General features: G+C 68.7%; 25 protein-coding genes and 1 tRNA gene. 13 read left to right on the top strand and 13 right to left on the bottom strand.

Annotation, left to right across the window (positions count from 1 at the left end; genetic code table 11):
- Positions 1–57: 57 nt before the first annotated feature.
- The 4 genes from HBE64_RS24715 to HBE64_RS11730 are packed head-to-tail and all read right to left on the bottom strand — an operon-like array spanning position 58 to position 4051.
- Positions 58–768 carry a type 1 glutamine amidotransferase gene (locus HBE64_RS24715; RefSeq protein ID WP_243841583.1) on the bottom strand — a complete coding sequence of 237 codons (711 nt, stop codon included), beginning with the start codon at positions 766–768 and terminating at the stop codon, positions 58–60.
- Positions 769–794: 26 nt separating this feature from the next.
- Positions 795–1544: an SDR family NAD(P)-dependent oxidoreductase gene (locus tag HBE64_RS11740; protein ID WP_167109097.1), complete on the bottom strand. Its 750-nt coding sequence runs from the start codon at positions 1542–1544 to the stop codon at positions 795–797.
- On the bottom strand, positions 1541–2743 hold the full coding sequence (locus HBE64_RS11735) for an MBL fold metallo-hydrolase (protein WP_167109095.1): 1203 nt from the start codon (positions 2741–2743) through the stop codon (positions 1541–1543). The genes HBE64_RS11740 and HBE64_RS11735 overlap by 4 nt, the downstream gene beginning before the upstream one ends.
- Before the next feature lie 48 nt (positions 2744–2791).
- Positions 2792–4051 (bottom strand): sulfotransferase, encoded by a 1260-nt coding sequence (locus HBE64_RS11730; protein ID WP_167101936.1) that lies wholly within the window; start codon positions 4049–4051, stop codon positions 2792–2794.
- A gap of 48 nt (positions 4052–4099) precedes the next feature.
- On the opposite strand from HBE64_RS11730, the gene HBE64_RS11725 reads away from it, so the two are divergent.
- Complete coding sequence (locus HBE64_RS11725; RefSeq protein ID WP_167101933.1) at positions 4100–4987, top strand: helix-turn-helix domain-containing protein; 888 nt, start codon at positions 4100–4102, stop codon at positions 4985–4987.
- A 10-nt stretch (positions 4988–4997) separates the two neighbouring features.
- A complete protein-coding gene (locus HBE64_RS24995) occupies positions 4998–5459 on the top strand; it encodes a DUF2784 domain-containing protein (RefSeq protein ID WP_167101930.1) in 462 nt (153 codons plus the stop codon).
- On the opposite strand, the gene HBE64_RS11715 is transcribed toward HBE64_RS24995, so the two are convergent.
- Together HBE64_RS11715 and HBE64_RS11710 are read right to left on the bottom strand one after the other, a co-directional pair.
- Positions 5355–5798, bottom strand: coding sequence for a RidA family protein (locus HBE64_RS11715; protein ID WP_167101927.1), 444 nt, complete (start codon positions 5796–5798; stop codon positions 5355–5357). The genes HBE64_RS24995 and HBE64_RS11715 overlap by 105 nt on opposite strands.
- A complete protein-coding gene (locus HBE64_RS11710; RefSeq protein ID WP_243841582.1) occupies positions 5795–6910 on the bottom strand; it encodes an acetamidase/formamidase family protein in 1116 nt (371 codons plus the stop codon). The genes HBE64_RS11715 and HBE64_RS11710 overlap by 4 nt, the downstream gene beginning before the upstream one ends.
- A 9-nt stretch (positions 6911–6919) precedes the next feature.
- Here HBE64_RS11710 and HBE64_RS11705 point away from each other — a divergent pair, with 9 nt between their 5' ends.
- Complete coding sequence (locus HBE64_RS11705) at positions 6920–7918, top strand: TerC family protein (RefSeq protein WP_167101923.1); 999 nt, start codon at positions 6920–6922, stop codon at positions 7916–7918.
- A gap of 6 nt (positions 7919–7924) precedes the next feature.
- On the opposite strand, the gene HBE64_RS11700 is transcribed toward HBE64_RS11705, so the two are convergent.
- From HBE64_RS11700 to HBE64_RS11690, 3 genes are all read right to left on the bottom strand, one after another.
- Positions 7925–8233 (bottom strand): hypothetical protein, encoded by a 309-nt coding sequence (locus tag HBE64_RS11700; protein WP_167101920.1) that lies wholly within the window; start codon positions 8231–8233, stop codon positions 7925–7927.
- Positions 8234–8372: 139 nt separating this feature from the next.
- Positions 8373–8458 (bottom strand) — tRNA-Leu (locus HBE64_RS11695).
- A 58-nt stretch (positions 8459–8516) separates the two neighbouring features.
- Positions 8517–9206, bottom strand: coding sequence for a sensor domain-containing protein (locus HBE64_RS11690; protein WP_167101918.1), 690 nt, complete (start codon positions 9204–9206; stop codon positions 8517–8519).
- Between the two features lie 95 nt (positions 9207–9301).
- On the opposite strand from HBE64_RS11690, the gene HBE64_RS11685 reads away from it, so the two are divergent.
- Genes HBE64_RS11685 through HBE64_RS11675 form a run of 3 tightly spaced genes read left to right on the top strand, consistent with a single transcriptional unit; the run spans position 9302 to position 12775 of the window.
- A complete protein-coding gene (locus HBE64_RS11685; RefSeq protein ID WP_208300678.1) occupies positions 9302–10645 on the top strand; it encodes a M20/M25/M40 family metallo-hydrolase in 1344 nt (447 codons plus the stop codon).
- A gap of 24 nt (positions 10646–10669) precedes the next feature.
- A complete protein-coding gene (locus HBE64_RS11680) occupies positions 10670–11200 on the top strand; it encodes a YbhB/YbcL family Raf kinase inhibitor-like protein (RefSeq protein ID WP_167101911.1) in 531 nt (176 codons plus the stop codon).
- Between the two features lie 27 nt (positions 11201–11227).
- Positions 11228–12775, top strand: coding sequence for an alpha/beta hydrolase (locus HBE64_RS11675; protein WP_167101908.1), 1548 nt, complete (start codon positions 11228–11230; stop codon positions 12773–12775).
- Positions 12776–12783: 8 nt separating this feature from the next.
- Here the strand turns inward: HBE64_RS11675 and HBE64_RS11670 are convergent, their stop codons facing one another.
- From HBE64_RS11670 to HBE64_RS11660, 3 genes are read right to left on the bottom strand one after another with little or no spacing between them, the layout of a single operon-like run.
- Positions 12784–13848 (bottom strand): quinone-dependent dihydroorotate dehydrogenase, encoded by a 1065-nt coding sequence (locus HBE64_RS11670; RefSeq protein ID WP_167101905.1) that lies wholly within the window; start codon positions 13846–13848, stop codon positions 12784–12786.
- Positions 13848–14102 carry a DUF5703 family protein gene (locus tag HBE64_RS11665; protein WP_167101903.1) on the bottom strand — a complete coding sequence of 85 codons (255 nt, stop codon included), beginning with the start codon at positions 14100–14102 and terminating at the stop codon, positions 13848–13850. Before HBE64_RS11665 ends, HBE64_RS11670 begins: the two co-directional genes overlap by 1 nt.
- Positions 14099–15130 carry a hypothetical protein gene (locus HBE64_RS11660; protein WP_167101900.1) on the bottom strand — a complete coding sequence of 344 codons (1032 nt, stop codon included), beginning with the start codon at positions 15128–15130 and terminating at the stop codon, positions 14099–14101. The genes HBE64_RS11665 and HBE64_RS11660 overlap by 4 nt, the downstream gene beginning before the upstream one ends.
- Before the next feature lie 141 nt (positions 15131–15271).
- Here HBE64_RS11660 and HBE64_RS11655 point away from each other — a divergent pair, with 141 nt between their 5' ends.
- The 5 genes from HBE64_RS11655 (at position 15272) to HBE64_RS11635 (ending at position 18702) form a co-directional block, all read left to right on the top strand.
- The gene (locus HBE64_RS11655) at positions 15272–15583 is read left to right on the top strand and encodes a hypothetical protein (RefSeq protein ID WP_167101897.1); all 312 of its coding nucleotides are present in this window, start codon (positions 15272–15274) and stop codon (positions 15581–15583) included.
- Positions 15584–15629: 46 nt separating this feature from the next.
- Positions 15630–16463: an undecaprenyl-diphosphate phosphatase gene (locus HBE64_RS11650; protein ID WP_167109091.1), complete on the top strand. Its 834-nt coding sequence runs from the start codon at positions 15630–15632 to the stop codon at positions 16461–16463.
- Positions 16464–16510: 47 nt separating this feature from the next.
- Entirely contained in the window at positions 16511–17203 is a 693-nt protein-coding gene (locus HBE64_RS11645) for a histidine phosphatase family protein (RefSeq protein ID WP_167101894.1), read from the top strand.
- A 99-nt stretch (positions 17204–17302) separates the two neighbouring features.
- Positions 17303–17890 carry a DUF3090 domain-containing protein gene (locus HBE64_RS11640; RefSeq protein ID WP_167101891.1) on the top strand — a complete coding sequence of 196 codons (588 nt, stop codon included), beginning with the start codon at positions 17303–17305 and terminating at the stop codon, positions 17888–17890.
- A complete protein-coding gene (locus tag HBE64_RS11635; RefSeq protein ID WP_167101888.1) occupies positions 17887–18702 on the top strand; it encodes an SCO1664 family protein in 816 nt (271 codons plus the stop codon). The genes HBE64_RS11640 and HBE64_RS11635 overlap by 4 nt, the downstream gene beginning before the upstream one ends.
- On the opposite strand, the gene HBE64_RS11630 is transcribed toward HBE64_RS11635, so the two are convergent.
- On the bottom strand, positions 18699–19145 hold the full coding sequence (locus tag HBE64_RS11630; protein WP_167101885.1) for an META domain-containing protein: 447 nt from the start codon (positions 19143–19145) through the stop codon (positions 18699–18701). The two genes, HBE64_RS11635 and HBE64_RS11630, sit on opposite strands and share 4 nt — an antisense overlap.
- Before the next feature lie 57 nt (positions 19146–19202).
- Between HBE64_RS11630 and HBE64_RS11625 the strand changes: the two genes are divergently transcribed.
- Together HBE64_RS11625 and mshC are read left to right on the top strand one after the other, a co-directional pair.
- Complete coding sequence (locus tag HBE64_RS11625; RefSeq protein WP_167101882.1) at positions 19203–19964, top strand: 3'(2'),5'-bisphosphate nucleotidase CysQ; 762 nt, start codon at positions 19203–19205, stop codon at positions 19962–19964.
- A gap of 100 nt (positions 19965–20064) precedes the next feature.
- Positions 20065–21303 (top strand): cysteine--1-D-myo-inosityl 2-amino-2-deoxy-alpha-D-glucopyranoside ligase, encoded by a 1239-nt coding sequence (mshC, locus tag HBE64_RS11620; RefSeq protein WP_167101879.1) that lies wholly within the window; start codon positions 20065–20067, stop codon positions 21301–21303.
- Positions 21304–21310: the final 7 nt, after the last annotated feature.

Genomic DNA, 21310 nt, shown 5'->3' with positions numbered 1-21310 from the left:
CTGAGTAGTGCTGTGGCACAGGCTGTTCCGCGTGCGGTCGCCGTGGTGCGTGGCGAGCTAGACCGCCACCTTGTCCAGGAAGCCACGCACCAGGCGGCGCAGCCGGCGGGCGGCGTCGTCGACGTGGTGGCCGGTGTGGGCCCGGAGGTCCTCGTGGCGCAGCCCCAGTCGTTCGATGTCGCCGTCGGCGCGGGCCAGGTCGTCGGTGATCCACAGTTCCAGCAGGCCGTGGTCGAGTTCGGGGTGGAACTGCAGCCCCATCGCCCGTCCCTTCACGAAAGCCTGTGACGCGCTGTTGTTTCTGGCGATCTCCTGTGCCCCCGGCGGCGGGGTGAACCGGTCGAAGTGCCACTGGAACCACCGGCCCTCGGGCACCAGATCGTGGTCGCTGCTGTGGACGTGATGCCAGCCGACCTCCGGTGCGTCCGACCGCGTGACCGAACCGCCCAGCGCGGTGGCCACCAACTGACCGCCGAAGCACACGCCCAGCACGCCGACGTCCGCCGCGACGGCGCGGCGCACCGTGTCGATCTCGTCGGCGACCCATGGCAGCCGCTCGTCGTAGACCGCCCAGCGGGACCCCAGCGGCACGATTACGTCGTAGCGCGTCGGGTCGGGGAAGCTGACCTCGACCGCCGGGTCGGCGGTCCGGTCCGCGGGCACCACTTCGAAGGTGTCGACGTCGAAGCCGAGTTCGGTGAACGTCTCCCCGAGCAGCGCCTCTTGGGCGATCGGATCGTTGTAGATGAACAGGACCTTGCTGGGCACCCGATCACGGTACGGCAGAGTGAAGGTCAGACGCAGTCCGAGGCACCATCGACCACGATGACCGCCCCGTTGATGTAGCTGCTCTGCACAGTGCACAGAAAGGCGACGGTGGGCGCTATCTCGTCGACGGTGCCCATCCGGCCGGCGGGGATGTGGGCAATTTCACTCGCGACGATTTCAGGTGCGCCCTGCATGGGCGCGGTCATCGGGGTGTCTATGGTGCCCGGCGCGACGGCGTTGACCCGGATGCCGTATTTGGCCCACTTGACCGCGAGGTTGCGGGTGACGTTGATGATCCCGGACTTGGCCGCCCCGTAGCCCGGCACCAGCGGCACCGACCGCAGCGCCGACATCGAGGCCAGGTTGACGACGCTCGCCCCGCCGGGCAGCTGCGAGGCACGCAGTGCCTTGCGCAGGCCGACGGTCAGGCGGTAGGGCCCGGTGAGATTGACCGCCACCGAGGCGGCGAACCCGTCGGGTGCCGACTCGTCGAGGCCGCCGGGGAAGTTGGCCCCGGCGTTGTTGACCAGAACGTCGAGAACCGGGATATCCTGTGCCAGTTGGTCGATGGAGTCGTTACTCGTGAGCACCAGTTGCCGGTAGCTCATGCCGGACAGGTCGGTGTCGTAGTCGGCGGCGTCCGCCCTGGTGCCGGTGACTGTCACCTCGGCGCCGGCGTCGCGGAACAGCACGGCGACGGCGTGGCCGATCCCGCTTGTCGCGCCGGTGATCAGCGCCCGGGTGCCGGTGAAGTCGAAGCTGACGTTCGCGGTCACGAGTACCTCTCGATCTGTGTGCTCAGCCATGCGGTCTCCCAGAAGTTGACGCTGCCGGCCAGCAGCGTCTGGTGTGCGCCCTTGAGAACCGCACGTGCATCGGGATGCTCAGGTTCGCTGGCGGTCACGATCTCGGCGAGGTGGATGGCTTCCAGTGGGCGCCCGGCAGCCAGGTGCGCCCGGGCGCGCTCGACGATGGCCTGTGCGCCGGCCAGGTCCACCAGGTCGCTGCTCACCGATTCGGGGCCGATCGGGTACAACTCGGTGGTCGAGCTGTGGTGGAACCAGCCGGAGTAGTTCTCCCAGATGGCCCGCACGTCCCAGGCGACTTTGCCGTAGCCCTGGCCGACCTCCAACTCGGCGGGCAGGGTGATCTCGCGCATCAGGGTGCGGACGTCCTTGCCGGCGTTCATTCCCGCGACGGTCTGGTCGTGGATGTACTGGATGGCGTCGCGCAGCCTGGCCAGTTCGCTGTCGATGAGCTGCGCGCCGACGATGGGGTCGAAGTGGCCGGTGAGCAGGACCTCGGGGCGCAGACTGCGAACACGCTCGACGGTGTCGATCACCGTCAGCGCGTCGCGGTAGCGGTCACCGCGGATCGTCACCAGGTTGGGGATGTGGCCGAAGACTGGACCGAAGGTGTTGCTGCACAGGCAGACCCGCTCCTCGGGCAGCCACAGCACCATCGAGTCGGTGGTCTCGCCGCCCGGGGTGGCGATGAACTCCAGCCGCCGGCTGCCGACGTCCAGGCTCAGCCGGTCGGTGACGATGATATCGGCTGATGCGGCGCTCTGCGGCGGCAGCTTCTTGCCGAACCGGCGCTGGATTCCGGCGATGCCGTCGGCGAGGCGCCCGGCGAACGCGAAGGCGCTGCGGTTGGCGCGGTAGGGCAGCAGCCGTTCGTTGTCGTCGCGCCACTGCTCCCAGTTGGCTTGTGCGACAACCTGAGTCTGCGGGTCGCGGAGCGTGTCCAGTCCGCCGACATGGTCGTAGTGGCCCTGGGTGATGACGATGTAGCGCACCGGCGAGTCGTCGACGGCATCGAAGTTTGCCCGGTGCACGGGAGCCTCGAAGCCCATCCCGGTGTTGACGATCACCCGGCCGTCGGTGGTGGTCAGCAGGTAGGTGTTCGTCAGGCCCGGCGAGCACCAGATCCCGGGTGCGACCTCCTGCGCCGACTCCGCCGACGCGGGCGCCATCGCGTCGGCGCCGGGGCGGCTGCGGTAGATGGGTGTCACGGTGGCCTCTCAGATCTCCGGGCGGACGTCGAAGCGGTCGAAGTAGAAGTCGAACCGGGACCGCAGTTCGGCGGGGTCCACGCCGAAATGGCCGCGCAGGTCATAGGGGATGCGACCTTTGCCGCCGCGGCGATTGCCGTCGATATAGGCCTGGAATCGCTTGGCCACCTTGGGTTCGATGTCCACCCCGGCCAGTGCGTACAACTGCTGCAGCACCGGCATCTCGTTGCCGTTGAGGTGGTGGAAGGAGATGTCGACGCTGCGCTCGGCGGGCACCAGGGCCCGGTCGCGAACACACGCGCTCAGCAGCCGGTGGATCCGGTCCGACCAGTAGTCGACCAGCCAGTCCGGGTCGATGCTGGTGCGCCGCAACCGGTCCGAGTAGGCCATCATGGTGATCGCGGACTGGATCACCGCCACCGGATCGCGGTGGGTGAACGCCACGGTGGCATCCGGGAAGGTGGCCATCAGCGGCCCGAGCTGTTCGGCGTGCTGCGGGGACTTGAGCACCCAGGTGCGTGGTCCGCGCAGGAATGTCAACGCCTGCAACACCTTTCTGAGGTAAGCGTAGTGCCGGACGTGGTCCAGGCCGAGGTAGTAGTCCCGCCAGGCCGGCACCCGGGCATGCCATTCGAGGGCGTAACCGGCCATGTCGAGATCGAGGAGCTCGACCTCCTCCTCGATGGCCTCGGGAAACCGGTCGTGCATGGCGGCGACGTAGGGGGTGCTGGCCATCAGGGCGTCGTGCTCGGCCTTGGCCCGCCCGTAGCGAGGATCGACACCGAAGACGTCGGGGCCTCGGCCGCGGGCCGGGATCGGCTCGTCGCTCTCCCAGTAGGGCAGCGCACGCCGGCGCGGATCCTGCGCGATCAGGTTGACCAGGTGCGTCGTGCCCGAGCGGGGCATGCCGACCACGATGAGCGGCTTCTCGATGTCGATGGACTCGATCTCCGGGTACCGGGTGAGCAGATCGTTGAGCGAGAGCCGGTTGCGCAGCCGGCGCACCGTGCGGGCGCGCAGGGTGCCCCGGCTCAGCTGTCGAAGCCCGGTGTCGGACTCGATGGCGGCGATGTGCGCTGTGAGGCGGTCGGTGAACCCGTCGGTGTCGGCGAGGTCGTCGGTTCCGGCCTGGGCCGCCGCCTCCTCGAGCATCCGGTCGGCGTCGAACACCACCTCGCGCGCCTCGGTGTAGTCCAGGATCTGCTTCTGGGCGTCGGTGAGCAGGGGTGCGGTGAGGTCGTCGAGGTTCAGCGTCTGCGTTGACGACATCCGCGCTTCCCTTGCTGGTGTCGAATATTCGACGTACTGTTCGGAAATATGACGCTCAACGTAGACGCGACCGACGGTGCCCGTCAAGCGTCCTCCCCACCCACCGAGCGTGTGATCGCAATTATGGAAATGCTCGGTGTCGACCCGGGCCGCCAGTTCTCACTGGCCGAGATCTCCCGTCGCCTCGGCATCAGCCGGGCCACCGGTCACGCGATCCTGGCGACCCTGACCGCCCGCGACTGGGTCAGCCGCGACCCGGCCACCGCCAAGTACGCATGGGGCAGTGCGGTCACCGGCCTGAGCGGGGCGGGGGCGTTCCGCGCCGAACTCGAGGACCTGGCGGCGGCGACCGGGACCCAGGTTTACCTCGCGCGCCGCGAGGACACCAGCCTGGTGATCGTCGACGTGGCGGGGCGGACACCCACGGCCCCGGTGATCGGCAGGGGGATGCGAACACCGTTCGTCGCGCCGTTCGGCCGGGACTACGTGGCGTGGTCGGATGCCGATGCGCAGCGAACCTGGCTGGAGGCCATCGGGCAGCCCAGTGACGCGCTGCGCACTCGAATTACCAAGGTGATCAACGAGATTCGCACGCGCGGCTACGTCGTCGAGCGCTTGACCCGGGAATACCTGCGGGTCTACGCCGCACTGCGGGCGCTCAGCGACGACGGCGAGATCGACGCGATCACCGCCCGGCTGGCCCGTGCGTTCGCCGACCTCAGCGTGATCGACGTGCTACCCGAGGAACTCGGGGTCGGCCCGGTGCACGACATCGCCACCATCTCGGCGCCGATCGCCGGGCCCGACGGCCGGGTCGCGATGTCGGTGACCGCCGCCCCGTTCGCCACGCTGGACGCGGCCGCGATCGCCGGGCTCGGGGAGCAGGTGAAGCAGACCGCGGCGCGTATCCTTGCCCGTAGCGGTAATCGCGGCTGACAGGTGGCACATGACAGCGCTCTACACCCTTGTGGTCTGGCTGGTGGTCGCTGCGCACTTCGCGTTTCTGATCTACCTGCCCAGCGGTGGCTTTCTGGCGTTGCGCTGGCGTCGCTCCATCTGGTTGCACGTCCCGATCGTGCTGTGGGGCATCGGCAGTGTCGCCCTGCACTTCTGGTGCCCACTGACCGCGCTGGAGCAGTGGGCCCGCCCGCGGGCCGGCCTGCCGCCGCTCGGGTCGGCCGGCTTCATCGACCACTACATCACCGGGGTCATGTATCCCTCCGGCGCAACGGGTTATGCGCAGGCGTCGGCGTTCGCCGCGGTGCTGGTGTCCTGGATCGCCTACGCTGTGACGGCCCGGCGATCAGCCCACACCCGGCCAGCCCTCGGCTCGCCAGCACACCCAGTCGATCTCCACAACTGCACCGACGGCCAGTCCGGTCGTGCCGACGCACGTTCGGCTCGGTAGCCGGTCGGGAAACCACGGCGCGTAGGCGTCGTTGAACGCCGCGTAGTCCGACCAGTCGGTCAGAAACGCCCGCACCGACACCACATCGTCAATGCCGCCGCCGCACAGTTCGGTCACGCGCAGCAGGTTTCGCAGCACCTGCTCGGTCTGGGTGGCGACGTCGTCGCCGACCAGTGCGCCCGTGGTGTCAGTGGGCATCTGCCCGGTCACGTACAGGGTCGGCCCGGCGGCGGTGGCGTGCGAGAACGGGGCCACCGCGGGCGGCACGCCGTCTGCTGGTGTGAACGTGAAGGCCCGGATGCCGGAGCCGCTGGGCCGGCGACATTCGGAATCTGTCATGCCGCCGGATTCTGCCACCGCGGGAAGCACCGCTTGTCGATCCGGGCGTGCACGCCCTGGCGCTGGTCGACCACCTGCGTCACGGTGAAGTCCACCGCCACCGACATGAACGAGTAGGCATCCGGACGGGTCAGGCCGAAGTGGCGGACCAGCAGGTCCAGGGCGCGCAGCGCGGCACTCTTCATCGCTGCGTCGAGGGTGTCACCGAAGCCGTGCACCAGAAGCTCGGTCGCCGTCTCCAGCACCGGTACGGAGAACGGCAGATCGCGGCGAATAGTCAAGCGCAGCAACCCGTTCAGTGACGACTCCAGTGCCGTTCCGCTCACCTCCCCGTCGCCCTGGGAGACGTGCGGATCGCCGACCGACAACAGTGCGCCGGCGACCTGCACCGGGTAGTACATCCGGCCGCCGGCGCCGATCCGCCAGTTGTCGACGTTGCCGCCGTGATCACCCGGCGGCACCGACGAGACCCGGGCTGGTTCCGCGGGTGCGACGCCCATCGTGCCGAAGTGCGGGCGCAGCGGGACGACGACGCCGGCCAGGGCGGGCTCGCGGCGGCTCTCCGGCGGGGTGACGATGGTGCCGGGAGCGTCGGCTAGCGGCGTCGCGGTCCAGTCGTAGCCGAACAGGGCGCGGCCCAGCAGCGCCTCGGTGTCCAGCTCGTAGACGGTCACCCGTTCCACGGGCAGCTCGCGGTACAGGTAACCCCAGTGGGCGGCCAGGTTGGAGCCGTAGGGCAGCCGCGGGGTGGCCGCAAGGATGTCGACCTGCAGCACGTCACCCGGTCGCGCCCCGGCGACCGCGATCGGCCCGGTGAGGATGTGCGGGCCCGGACCGCGATCGTCGACCTCCTCGAAGACCTGCGCGATCCCGTCGTCCATCAACAGGTCCGGGGCATCGCCCGCGTGATGGGTCAGGGTCTCGATCTCCACCACGTCGCCGGAGTCCACCGTCACGGCGGGTGGTTGGCGGGGATCGAAGAACCCCCAGTGCACCGTCTGTGGCGTCGCCGGAAGGTGGTGCAGGGTCATAAGCACCGGATCATGCCAGCGCGCGGCGGTCTTGTCGCAGCGAGCAAACTTCCGGAACAGGCACTTCGCGCCGATCCGCATAATGGCAACATGGACGTTTCGTTAATGGTCTGGGTGGTCACCTGCGTGGTCATTCTCGGGCTGTTCGTGTTCGACTTCTACGCCCATGTGCGGGTCCCGCACGAACCGACGTTCCGCGAGTCGGCCACCTGGTCGGCGGTCTACATCGGCCTGGCCATCGTGTTCGGCTTCGTGGTGTGGTGGCAGTGGGGCGGGCAGTTCGCCGGTGAGTACTTCGCCGGCTACGTCACCGAGAAGGCCCTCTCGGTGGACAACCTTTTCGTCTTCACCGTGATCATGGCGACGTTCGCCGTGCCGCGGGCGTTCCAGCAGAAGCTGCTGTTGATCGGCATTGTCATGGCCCTGGTGATGCGGGCCGGCTTCATCGCCGTCGGCGCCGCCGCCATCAGCGCATACAGCTGGGTGTTCTACATCTTCGGCATCTTCCTGGTGCTCACCGCGGCCAAGCTGGCCCGCGAGGCCGGCCATGAGAAGGAGGTCGAGGAGGAACGCGACAGCCGGATCATCACGTTTGTGCGCAAGTTCGTGCCGACCACCGACGACTACCACGGCGACAAGTTCCTCACCACGGTCGACGACAAGCGGGTCGTCACCCCGATGTTGTTGGCGCTCATCGCAATCGGGTTCACCGACCTGCTGTTCGCGCTGGACTCCATCCCGGCCATCTACGGCCTCACCGAAGAGCCCTACATCGTCTTCACCGCCAACGCCTTCGCGTTGATGGGCCTGCGGCAGCTGTACTTCCTGATCGGCGGACTGCTGGACCGGCTGGTGTACCTGTCTTACGGGCTGTCACTGATCCTGGCATTCATCGGCGTGAAGCTCGTTCTGCATGCGCTGCACGAGAACACCCTGCCGTTCATCAACGGCGGCCAGCACGTCAAGGTGCCCGAGATCACCACCGGCCTGTCGCTGAGTGTCATCGGCGTGATCCTCGTCGTGACCACCGTCGCCAGCCTCATCAAGACCCGCGGGCGCACGGTGGCCGACGAAGGCGCGCACAGCTAGGTCGGCTCAGTTGTTGCTTGACGGGCACGAGACGTCGACGAAGACATCGCCGGGGTTGCTCTTGTCCATCGGCAGCATCAGGGTGCCGTCCGGCATCATCATGACCACCAGGCCGTGCACGCCGGTGACCGAACACCGGGCCAGCGGGCCCAGCACGGTGCCGTTGAATTGCACGCTGTACCCCTGATCCTGAAGTGTTTTGACGATGTCGGCAGCCGAGCCGCTGGGCGGGACGGCGGCGGCCGGTCCGGGTGTCGCCAATGCAGTGGCCAGTGCAGTTGCGGCGATGGCGGCGGAGAACAGGATCTTGCGCATGTGAGGGTCCTCGGGTCGATGGCCCCGCTGCGCGGGGCGAGATTGTGTTCCGAGGCTTGGTGTGCCGAACAGGTCCGCGCGTTACGGCGCGCCGGGCCGGGTACGAGAACGGCCCCGGGTGACCGGGGCCGTTCTGTTGTGTCCGAGGGGGGACTTGAACCCCCACGCCCGTTAATAGGGCACTAGCACCTCAAGCTAGCGCGTCTGCCATTCCGCCACTCGGACATCGCCCCTGCGGGGCAGCTAAGGCTAACGGATCGACGACCGGAGTCCCAAACCGGAACTAGGCCGCAGGCAGGCGCTGGGCGATTTGGCCAGCGATCGCCGAGGCCGCCGACGTCGGACCGTCGAGGCTGCACGCTTCGACATCGACCGCCACATTGCTGTGCACGGTCAGCGCCCGCTGGCACGACCATTTCTCCGGGGTCGTCTGCACCCGCGACACCGCGAGCACGTCGCGGTCGGTGCTGGGGCGGCCCACCGACCACACCTGGGCGGGGCCGATCGGTGCGGGGTAGGTGAGTTCGCGGTCCGAGCAGCCGGCCCACTGTGCCTGCGAGGCAGTGAAGAAGTCCGCGGCTGCCCGCGCGGTCGGGAACAGCACCACGGCCTGCACCGCGAAGTGCGACCAGGCCGGCGCCGTCGGCGGGTCGCGCAACACCTGTCCGTGGATGGCTGTCGAGCCACTCTTGGCGTACACGCTCTGCTGAGCGGCACCCGCGATGGCCAGGCAGTTCACGTCGTCGAGCCGGGCGCTGTCGTTCCACGCCCTGGTCACGTCGGCGGTGACCACGACGTCGTCGCTCGACAGGGCCGCCCCGACGTCACCGGCGGGCAGCAGCAGTGCGGGAAGCGAGTCGGCTGTGGCCAGCGGAGCGTGGTCGGCAGACATCGCACTGCCCGAGGTGGTGGCGGTGCAGCCGCTGAGCGCCAGGCACAGCAGCGCCGCGATCGCGGGCAGGCGGGGAGTCACTGGTAAATCAAACCCCATATCGGCGTGTTGCGCGAGGGGTTGGAGGGAAACATGTGGTATTGGCTGGACGCCACATCTCCGGTGTGGCGCCGCCAGTGGTAGGAAAGGTGACTGTGACACAACCCGTGGACGAGGTCGTCGACCTCGTCAGCGCCCTCATCCGTTTCGACACCTCCAATACCGGCGAACTCGAGACCACCAAGGGCGAGGCGGAGTGCGCCCTGTGGGTGGCCGAGCAGCTCAGCGCGGTCGGCTATGCCACCGAGTACGTCGAGTCCGGCGCCCCCGGCCGCGGCAACGTCTTCGCCCGCCTCGCCGGGTCGGACCCGAGCCGCGGCGCGCTGCTCATCCACGGCCATCTCGACGTCGTGCCCGCCGAACCCGCGGACTGGAGCGTGCACCCGTTCTCCGGCGCCATCGCCGACGGCTATGTCTGGGGCCGCGGCGCGGTCGACATGAAGGACATGTGCGGCATGATGATCGCTGTCGCGCGGCACTTCAAACGCGCCGGGATCGTGCCACCCCGTGATCTGGTGTTCGCCTTCGTCGCCGACGAGGAGCACGGCGGAACCTATGGCGCACAGTGGCTTGTCGACAACCGGCCCGACCTGTTCGACGGCATCACCGAGGCCATCGGCGAGGTGGGCGGGTTCTCGTTGACGGTGCCGCACAAGGACGGTGGGGAGCGCCGGCTGTATCTGATCGAGACCGCCGAGAAGGGGCTGTCGTGGATGCGGCTGACCGCCCGCGGCCGGGCGGGGCACGGCTCGATGGTCCACGACGACAACGCGGTCACCGCGATCGCCGAGGCGGTCGCGCGGCTGGGCCGCCACCAGTTCCCCTTGGTACTCACCGATTCGGTGGAGCAGTTCTTGACGGCGGTCGCCGAGGAGACCGGCTACAGCTTCGACCTGGACTCTCCGGACCTGGACGGCACGATCGCCAAGCTCGGCGGTATCGCCCGCATTGTCGGCGCCACACTGCGCGACACCGCCAATCCCACGATGCTCAAGGCCGGGTACAAGGCCAACGTGATCCCGCAGACGGCCGAGGCGGTGGTGGACTGCCGGGTGCTGCCCGGCCGTAAGGAAGCCTTCGAGCGCGAGATCGACGAGCTCATCGGGCCCGACGTCACCCGCACCTGGGAACGCGACCTGCCGTCCTACGAGACGACGTTCGACGGCGACCTGGTGGACGCGATGAACGCCGCGCTGCTGGCGGTGGATCCCGAAGCCCGCACCGTGCCGTATATGCTCTCCGGCGGTACGGACGCGAAAGCTTTTGCCCGCCTTGGTATTCGGTGTTTCGGTTTCATACCGCTGCGGCTGCCGCCGGAACTGGACTTCGCGGCGCTGTTCCACGGCATCGACGAGCGGGTACCCATCGACGCGCTGGAGTTCGGCGTGGCCGTGCTCGAACACTTCTTGAAGAACTGCTGACCAACCCCGAAAGGACTGGCACTCATGGCCTTTGACTACAACCCCTACGACTTCCTGCCCGAACTGCCCGGCTTCACCCTGACGAGTACCGACATCACCGACGGCAAGCCGCTGCGCAACGCTCAGGTCAGCGGCATCATGGGCGCCGACGGCGAGGATGTCTCACCCCAGCTGAGCTGGTCGGGCTTCCCCGAAGAGACCCGCAGCTTCGCGGTCACCGTCTACGACCCGGACGCCCCCACGGCGTCGGGCTTCTGGCACTGGGCGGTGGCCAACCTGCCCGCCACCACCACCGAGCTGCCCTCCGGTGTCGGCGACGGCTCGCTGCTGCCTGGTGACGCGCTGACCTTGGTCAACGATGCCGGCGTGCGTCGCTTCATCGGCGCCGCCCCGCCGGCCGGTCACGGCTACCACCGCTACTTCGTCGCCGTGCATGCCCTCAATGTGGAGAAGCTGGAGCTCACCGAGGACGCCAGCCCGGCCTTCCTGGGCTTCAACCTGTTCATGAACGCGATCGCCCGCGCGGTGATCCATGGGACCTACGAGCAGAAGTAGGCGGCGCGGCCTGGCAGCATGTCGAGGATGAGTCGCTCTGCGTGTGCCGGCCACAGCCGAGTATCCGGTCTCGGGGCTGTTCTCGGTGCGATCGTGCTGGTGTCCGCCGGCTGCGGTGCGATCGTCGAGGGGAAGCCGGTGGCGGCGAGGCCGCCGATCGGTCAGTCGGCTGCGATCGAGTGGGGGCCGTGTCACGCCGTCGGCGGTGGCGACGGAGCGCACATCCCCGCAGATGCGCAGTGTGGCGACCTCACTGTCCCGATCGACTACGCGAATTCCGGTGGGGCGGTTGCCAAGTTGGCGCTCATCCGGTTTCCGGCTACCGGGGGCAAGATCGGTTCGCTGGTCATCAACCCCGGCGGCCCGGGGGAGTCGGGCGTCGACGCGGCACTGTCGATGCTGGATTCGCTGCCACCGCAGATCCGGGCCCGGTTCGACCTCGTCGGGTTCGACCCGCGGGGAGTCGGTTCGTCGACTCCGGCGCTGTGGTGCAACTCCGATGCCGACAACGACGCGATGCGCGCCGATCCCCAGGTTGACTACACCCCTGCCGGCGTTGCCCATATCGAGAGCACAGAGAAACAGTTCGTCCAGCGCTGCGTGGACAAAATGGGTAAGGACTTCTTGGCTAACGTGGGAACCGCCAATGTCGCCAGGGATCTCGACCGGCTGCGTGCCGCACTGGGTGACGAGAAGCTGACCTATCTGGGATATTCCTACGGCACCGAGATCGGAACGGCCTACGCCGAGGCCTTTCCGGACAAGGTGCGAGCGATGATCCTCGACGGTGCGGTCGATCCTGACGCGGATCCGATCCAGTCCAACATCGACCAGGCGGCCGCATTCCAGAAGGCGTTCGACGATTTCGCCGCCGACTGTGCCAAAGAACCCAAGTGCCCGTTGGGCACCGACCCGGCCAAGGCTGTCGACGTTTACCGTCATATGGTCGATCCCTTGGTCGGCAAGCCAATTCGCACCGACGATCCGCGCGGCCTGGGTTACGGCGACGCGATCACGGGCACCATCATGGCGATGTACTCGCCGACTCTCTGGAAGCATCTGACCGAAGGGTTGACCGAGTTGTCCCAGGGGCGCGGCGACACCTTGCTCGCCATGGCCGACATGTACTGGAACCGTGACGAGCACGGTCACTACTCCAACTCCAACGACGCCGAGGTCGGGGTCAACTGTGTCGACGAGCCGCCCAACACTGACCGCACGAAGGCCGTCGACGAAGACCGCAGGACCCGGCTGGCGGCGCCGTTCATGAGCTACGGTCCGTTCACCGGTGACGCACCACTGGACACCTGCGCGTTCTGGCCGGTGCCGCCGACCGGCGCCCCGCACCAGGTGTCCGCGCCGGGGCTGGGGCCGGTGCTCGTGGTCTCCACGACCGACGACCCTGCGACGCCCTACCGGGCGGGCGTCGAGCTGGCCAAGGAGCTCGGTGGCGGCCTGCTGACCTTCGACGGCACCCAGCACACCGTGGTGTTCCAGGGCGACGCCTGCGTGGACAAGTACGCCGCGGCCTACCTGATCGACCTGACCCTGCCGCCGCCGAATTCCAAGTGCTGAACCGGTGACTACAGGGGCGCCGCGGAGCCGACGGCGTCACTGAGCGAGCTGAACCCGCCGGCGTGCAGCCGCGCGGCGATGCCGTCGTGAATTTCCTTGGCCCACAAGCCTCCGCCGTAGACGAAGCCGGTGTAGCCCTGCAGCAGCGACGCGCCCGCGGTGATTCGCTCCCAGGCATCGTCGGCGGTTTCGATACCGCCGACGCTGACCAGTACCAGCCGCTCGCCGACCCGGCCGTAGAGCCGCCGCAGGATCTCCAGCGATCGCCGCGCGACCGGCGGCCCGGAGATCCCGCCGGCGCCGAGTTCGTCGACGCCGGGGGTGCGCAGCCCGGCTCGCGAGATCGTGGTGTTGGTTGCGACGATGCCCGCCAGGCCGAGTTCGACGGCCAGGTCGGCCACCGCGTCGACGTCGTCGTCGGACAGGTCGGGGGCGATCTTCACCAGCACCGGTGTGGACGTCTCGCTCAGGACCGCGCTCAGGATGGGGCGCAGCGACTCCACCGCCTGCAGGTCGCGCAGCCCCGGGGTGTTGGGGGAGCTGACGTTGACCACCAGGTAGGCGGCCAGCGGGCCGAGCAGTCGAGCACTGGATCGGTAGTCCTCGGCGGCCAGCTCGGGCGGTGTGACCTTCGACTTGCCGATGTTCACCCCGATGGGTACGTCGGGGTGGTGGCGGGCCAGTTGCAATGCCAGCTGTCCGGCGCCGTGGTTGTTGAAGCCCATCCGGTTCAGCAGCGCCCGGTCCTGTGCCAGTCGGAACAGCCGCGGCAGGGGATTACCCGGCTGCGGAACGGCGGTCACCGTGCCCACCTCGGCGTAGCCGAAACCCAGTGCGCCCCAGGTGTGCAGGCCGACACCGTCCTTGTCGAATCCCGCGGCCAGCCCGAGCGGACCCGGAAAACGCACCCCGAACACCGTGGCGGCCAGCACCGGATCCTGCGGGGCGAGCCGGCGGCTCAGCTGCCTGCGGGCGACGCCGGTGGCCGTCGCGGCGCGCAGCCCGGCGAACACCAGCGTGTGGATCCGTTCGGGGGGCACCAGGAACAGCGCCCGCCGCACCGCGGAGTACATCACAGCTCTGGCTGGTCTGTGTGGCGGCCGTCGATGCGGATCTTCTTGCGCCGCAACAAGACCCGGCGGCTCCCGTCGGTGTAGAGGCGCACCCTGGTCAGTTCCCAGCCGCGGTACTCGGCTTCGATCGACAGCCGGGTCGACGCGCTGACGCGGGTCACGTCCGGCGGTAGCCGCAGCGGGATCCACTCGTAGTCCTCGGAGAGGTCGACCTCCCAGCTGGCCGGCATCCGGCCGCGGTGGGCGCTACTCATCGGCCACCGGCGGCGTTACGGATCACCTGCACCCCGGCGCCCGACCCCGACACGACGTAGAGCGTGCCGGTCCTGTCATCGAAGGCCAGCGAGTTCGGTTGCTGCACGGTCGGGTAGCGCACCTTTTCCACGGGGATTCCAGTAGCGAGATCGTAACCAATGACGACGTTCGCCGCGGTCTGTGAAACCCACACCAGCTTGCGCGATCCGGCCAGGCCGTAGGGTGCGGCGGGCACCGGATAGGCCTGGCGTTCGATCAGCGGGTCGACGCCGAAGACCAGCAGCTGGCCGCCGCGGGTGTCGGCGACGAGCACGCGTCCCAGCGGATCGGCGGCCAGCGTGGTGGCACCCTCGCCGGCGCGCAGCGCCTGCTGGGCTTTGCCGTCGGCGCTCAGCGCCGTCACCGAGGTCTGCCCGCGGTCCAGCACGACGGCGCTGTCGCCCTCGGTGACAATCGCGTCGACGCGGGCGAAGATCTCGGCCTTGGTGGCCACCGCGGTCTCCGTCGCCATCGTGAAGGCGGCGCCCTGCGCGCTGCCCAGCACCAGCCGGCCGTCGGCCCGCCGGGCGATTGCGGTGAAGTCGGTGTCTGCTTGGCCGTCGACGGCCACCTGGCGGGTGGTCCCGGCCGCCACGTCGACGACGGTGTAGCCGCCGCGCCTCGAGACGTATACCGAGCCCTGTCCGTCGCCGGCGATCGACGACGCCGGGCCGCCCAGCGCGATTGCCCTGGGAGTCCCGCCAGGTCCGAACACGGTGACCGTCGCGGCGGCCTTCGGGTCGGCGGCCGGGGTGAAAACCACCAGCGAGGCGGTCTTAGCGTCGAACACCGCGGCCTGCGCGCGGCCGCCCAGGGCCAGAACCTGCCCCGCAGGTGCAGTCGCGGGGGGCGGCGAGACGGCAGCCTGCGCGGGTTCGATGGTGGGCGGCGGGGCGTCGAGCGGACTCGAGGAGCACCCCGTAGCCACTGCGACGACGGTCAGCAACACGCCGGTGTACCTGCGCAAACCAGCGCTGTTTACAACCATTGGCAACGGGTAGCTCTCGGACGTGTGCACGATCGAGCGACCGGGTCGCCCTCTGTCGATCACTGATTCTAGGTCTCCGCGCAGAAGACAAATTTGCGGCTATGTCTACTGGATTTCCGTAACCGGGGTTATGGTGGCGTTATGACGCTGGCTGCGATACCCGAGTCCGACGGGCGGGAATTTGCCATCGAGGACCTCTCGACGGGCGTGTTCGCCAGCGGATTCGGCCACCTCGGTGATGGGCGGAGCTTCTCCTTCCACGTGCACCGCGGTCAGCTCGTGGTCGAGGTCTACCACCCGCGGCTGGCCGGTCCGGTGCCGCACGCCGAGGACGTGGTTGCCGCGGCCACCCGCAATATCGGCGATTTCGACGTCAACGACGAGCGCAGTCTGATCGCCGCGCTGCGCGACACCGTCGCCGCCGCGCAGCCGGTGCCCCGCCCGGCGCGCTGAAACTCCCGCGTTATCCAGTACGGTCGGCGGCGTGGAAGTCGCGTCGATGTCGTGGTTGCAGGTCGTCGTCTTGTCGATCGTCCAGGGGCTGACCGAGTTCCTGCCGGTCTCGTCATCGAGCCACCTGGCGATCGTGTCCCGGGTCTTCTTCGCCGGTGACGCCGGCGCGTCGTTCACCGCGGTGTCCCAGCTGGGCACCGAAGCCGCCGTGCTCATCTACTTCGCCCGCGACATCGTGCGCATCCTCAAGGCCTGGTTCAACGGCCTGTTCGTCAAGGCGCACCGCGACAACCCCGACTACCGGTTGGGCTGGTACGTCATCATCGGCACGGTGCCGATCGTCGTGCTCGGGGTCGCGTTCAAGCAGGCGATCCGTGGCGAGGTGCGCAACCTGTGGATCATCGCCACCGCGATGCTGGTCTTCTCCGCAGTGATCGCCGCCGCCGAGTACTTCGGCCGCCAGACCCGCCACATCGAACAGCTGACCTGGCGCGACGGCCTGTTGGTCGGCATCGCGCAATGCCTGGCACTGATTCCCGGTGTGTCGCGGTCCGGATCGACCATCAGCGCGGGTCTGTTCCTTGGACTCGACCGTGAGCTGTCCGCCAGATTCGGCTTCCTGCTGGGTATCCCGGCCATCCTGGCGTCAGGGCTGTTTTCGCTGCCGGACGCCTTCCACCCGGTGACCGAGGGGATGAGCGCCACGGGTGCCCAACTCCTGGTCTCCGTCGTCATCGCATTCGTCGTCGGCTTCGCGGCGATCACGTGGTTGCTGCGGTTCGTCGCCCACCACGTCATGTATTGGTTCGTCGGCTACCGGGTGGTGCTGGCCCTCGTCGTCATGGCGCTGCTGAGTACCGGCGTGGTGGCCGCGGGATGACCGCCGGCGACGATGCAGAGCGTAGCGATGAGGAGGAGCGGCGCTAGATGACTGTCATTCTGCTGCGCCACGGCCGCTCCACCTCCAATACCGCCCACACCCTGGCCGGGCGCACTGAGGGCGTCGAACTCGATGACAAGGGCCGCGCCCAGGCCGCCGCGCTGCCCGAGCGGGTCGACGGCCTGCCGATCGCCGCGCTGGTGCGCTCGCCGCTGCTGCGCTGCCGCATGACGCTGGAGCCGCTGGCCGAGGCCCTGGGCCTGGATCCGGTGGTCGACGAGCGGCTTGCCGAGGTCGACTACGGGCAGTGGACCGGGCGCGCGTTGAAGGACCTGGTCAAAGAGCCGCTGTGGTCGGTGGTGCAGCACCAGCCCAGCGCTGCGGTGTTCCCCGACGGTGAAGGCCTGGCCCAGGTCCAGTCCCGCGCGGTGGCCGCCATCCGGGACCACGACCGCCGGTTGGCGCAGGAGCACGGCAAGGATGTCCTGTGGGTGGCGTGCACGCACGGTGACGTCATCAAGTCGGTGGTCGCCGACGCGCTCGGCGCCCACCTGGACAGCTTCCAGCGCATCACCGCCGACCCGGCGTCGATGAGCGTGATCCGCTATACGCCGGTGCGCCCGTTCGTGATTCACGTCAACCACACCGGCGGCCAGCTGGCGTCGGTGCTGAGCGCCCCGCCGCCGACCGAGGCGGACACAGCCGCCGAGGACGCGGTCGTCGGCGGTTCCACGGACTAGGAATTCTCCGCGTCGCCGCGATCTGCGCCGAATGTCACCGGCCCAGCGGCTCCGCCGAGTTACGGCTCAGCTGCTTCTGCCGGTATTTTGGAGGTAACCATGCCCCGCGCCATTCACGTCTTCCGCACTCCCGACCGATTCGTGGCCGGGACCGTTGGGCAACCCGGAAACCGGACGTTCTACCTGCAGGCCGTGCACGACAGCCGGGTGATCTCCGTGATTCTGGAAAAGCAGCAGGTCGCCGTGCTGGCTGAACGCATCGGTGCGCTGTTGGTCGAGATCAACCGGCGCTTCGGCACCCCGCTGCCGCCGGAGACCGATGTCGTCGAGGACCTCAGCCCGCTGATCACCCCAGTCGACGCCGAGTTCCGGGTCGGCACGATGGGTCTGGGCTGGGACTCCGAGGCCGAGACCGTGGTGGTGGAGTTGCTGGCCGTCAGCGACACCGAATTCGACGCGTCGGTGGTTCTCGACGACGCCGAAGAGGGGCCCGACGCGGTGCGGGTGTTCCTGACCCCGGAGTCGGCGCGACAATTCGCCAGCCGGTCGCATCGCGTCATCTCCGCCGGACGCCCGCCGTGCCCGCTGTGCGACGAGCCGCTGGATCCCGAGGGCCACATCTGTGTCCGCACCAACGGATATCGGCGCGGCGCGTTCGGCGGCGCCGAGGACGACCTGGACCCGTGACGGGAACCGACGAGTCCGTGGCACGTGAGGTGCTGCAGCGCGGGGAGTTGAACGTTCTCGGCCGCATCCGCTCGGCCAGCAACGCCACCTTTCTGTGCGAGGCGACGCTGGCCGAACAGACCCTGCACTGCGTTTACAAGCCGGTCGCCGGCGAACAGCCGCTGTGGGATTTCCCGGATGGCACCCTCGCCGGCCGCGAGTTCGGCTCCTACCTGGTATCGGCCGCTCTGGGCTGGAACATCGTGCCGCTCACCGTGATTGGCGACGGGCCCGCCGGGCGCGGAATGCTGCAGCTGTGGGTGGACCAACCCGATGACGACGACGACGAGCCGGCCGGTCCCGCACTGGTCGACCTGTGCCCGGCGAAATCGATTCCGCCGGGCTACCTTCCGGTGCTCGACGCCTATGACTACGCGGGCAACGAGGTGACGCTGGTGCACGCCGACGACGAGCGGCTGCTGCGGATGGCGGTGTTCGACGTCATCGTCAACAACGCCGACCGCAAGGGCGGCCACATCCTGGCCGGTGTAGACGGGCGGGTCTACGGCGTGGATCACGGTGTGTCGCTTCATGTTCAAGACAAGCTGCGGACGGTGCTGTGGGGTTGGGCGGGCAAGCCCGTCGACGACGAAACCCTGGCGGCCGTCGCAGTGCTCGGCGAGCAACTGTCCGGCCCGCTGGCCGAGGAACTGTGCGGTCACATCACCGACGCTGAAGTGACGGCGTTGCGGCAGCGGGTCCGCGCTCTGCTGGCCGAACCGGTGATGCCGGGCCCGGACCGGCGCAGGCCGATTCCCTGGCCGGCCTTCTAGGGCTTGTGCGGCGTGGCCGGCTCCCAGTGCAGGATGCCGCCGTCGGCCAGTAGCGACATGTGCAGCCGGCCGTCCTTGAGCAGGAATCCCCGGACGTAGCCCAGCGCGGTGGACACCTGGCCGTCCAGCGACGGCTGCGGGCAGGCCATGCGGGTCGTCGCGATCGGCCCGAAGGTGAGGCTGCCGGAATCCGGCGACGCCGCGCTGGCGTGCCAGGTGGCGCTGCCGCGGTTGCAGTCGATGCGGAATGCAGCCTGTCCGTCGGCTCCGAAATCGACGGTGAACATCGACGGATCCGCGACGGTGGTGGTGCCCTGCTCGTCGCTCATCGATTCCAGGCTGAGCAGCCGCCAGCTCGTGCCGTCCAGTGGATGCGGCGGCGGCGTCGAGCCGCACGCCGCCAGGGCCAGGACGGCGCTGCCGAGGAGCCAGATCAGGCGCATTCGCTGCAATCTACGGGCGGCGGGCAGGGGTGATCATGATTCGGAGATACTGACACGGTGAGTCTGACCGATGCGGAGCTGGCCGCCGACCTGGCCGAGGAGGCCGGACGTCTGCTGCTGGCCGTCCGTGAGGAGGTCGGCCACGACTACCCGTGGGAGCTTGGTGACGCCGGCGACTTCCGCGCCAACGCACTGATCCTGCGCCGCCTGCGGGCCGAACGGCCCGACGACGCGGTGCTGTCCGAGGAGGCCTACGACGACCTCAAGCGGTTGCACGCCGACCGGGTCTGGATCATCGACCCCCTCGACGGCACTCGTGAGTTCTCCATGCCGCGACGGCCGGATTGGGCTGTGCACGTGGCGTTGTGGAAGCGCACCGGTCCCGACGGCGGCGCCATCACCGACGCTGCCGTGGCCCTGCCCGCGATGGGCGAGGTACACCGCAGCGACACTGTGCGGGCACCGGCCGCGCCGCAGGCGGGCCCGATCCGGATCACCGCCAGCTCCAACCGCCCGCCCGCGGTGTTGTGGCGGCTGCGTGACCGCCTGGACATGGAGTTCATCCGCATCGGCTCGGCGGGCGCCAAGGCGATGGCCGTGGTGCGCGGCGACGCGGACGCCTACATCCACGCGGGCGGCCAGTGGGAGTGGGACTCCGCCGCCCCAGCCGGCGTACTGCAGGCCGCCGGGATGCACGCCACCCGCCTGGACGGCTCGCCGCTGCTCTACAACCAGCCCGACCCGTACCTTCCCGACCTGCTGATGTGCCGGCCAGAAGTGGCCGACCTGTTGCTCGATGCAATGTGGCTGGCGAGCTAGGGAATGGATCGGGCCGCCACGTTGTAGCACTGTCCTGGAGAGTGCCGGTCCCATCACCACCCGGAGCGACGTGACGAGCGAACCCCTTAGAGTCAACGCCATGCAGTCCTGGCCGGCAGTCGAGATTCCGCAGCTGCCCGGTCGCGGGCCTGCCCTGCGGCTCTACGACACCGCCGACGGGCAGGTGCGCCCCACGGCACCGGGCCAGACCGCGACGATGTACGTCTGCGGCATCACGCCCTACGACGCGACCCACCTGGGCCATGCGGCCACCTACCTGACTTTCGACCTGGTGTACCGGGTGTGGTTGGACAGCGGGCATCAGGTGCACTATGTCCAGAACATCACCGACGTCGACGACCCGCTGTTCGAGCGGGCCAACCGGGACGGCATCGACTGGCGTGATCTGGGTGCCCGGGAGATCCAGCTGTTCCGCGAGGACATGGCCGCGCTTCGGGTGCTTCCGCCGCAGGACTACGTTGCGGCGACCGACGCCATCGCCGAAGTGCTGGAGTTGGTGGAGAAACTCGTTGCCTGCGGCGCGGCCTACGTCGTCGACGATCCCGAGTTTCCCGACGTCTACTACCGCGCCGACGGCACGCCTCAGTTCGGGTACGAGTCCGGATACGACCGCGACACCATGCTGGCGCTGTTCGCCGAGCGCGGCGGCGACCCGGATCGGTTGGGCAAGGCCGACCCACTCGACGCGCTGCTGTGGCGTGCCGCGCGTCCCGGTGAGCCGAGCTGGCCCTCACCGTTCGGCCCTGGCCGTCCCGGCTGGCACGTCGAGTGTTCGGCAATCTCGTTGGACCGCTTGGGTTTCGGGTTCGACGTCCAGGGCGGCGGCAGTGACCTCATCTTCCCGCACCACGAGTTCTCCGCCGCGCATGCCGAATGTGCCACCGGTGAGCGCAGATTCGCCCGGCACTACGTGCACGCAGGCATGATCGGCTGGGACGGGCACAAGATGTCCAAGAGCCGCGGCAACCTGGTACTGGTGTCCCGGTTGCGTGAGCAGGGTGTCGACCCCGCCGCGATCCGGCTCGGCCTGTTCGCCGGGCATTACCGCAGCGACCGGTTCTGGAGCGATGAGGTGCTGACGCACGCCAACGAACGGCTGCAGCGGTGGCGCAGCGCGACGGCCCTGCCCGCCGGCCCCGACACCACCGACCTGCTCGCCCGGTTGCGTCAGTACCTGGCCGACGACCTGGACACGCCCAGCGCCCTGGCGGCCGTCGACGGGTGGTGTACCGACGCGCTGGAGTACGGCGGACACGACACGTCCGCACCCGCCGCGGTAGCCAGCGCCGTCGACGCACTTCTGGGTGTGCGGCTCTAACAATCCG

Source organism: Mycobacterium sp. DL592, assembly GCF_011694515.1.
In the GTDB taxonomy this organism is placed as follows: domain Bacteria; phylum Actinomycetota; class Actinomycetes; order Mycobacteriales; family Mycobacteriaceae; genus Mycobacterium.
Note: the sequence above shows the minus strand (reverse complement) of the source record. Positions and strands in the feature narration are given on the sequence as shown.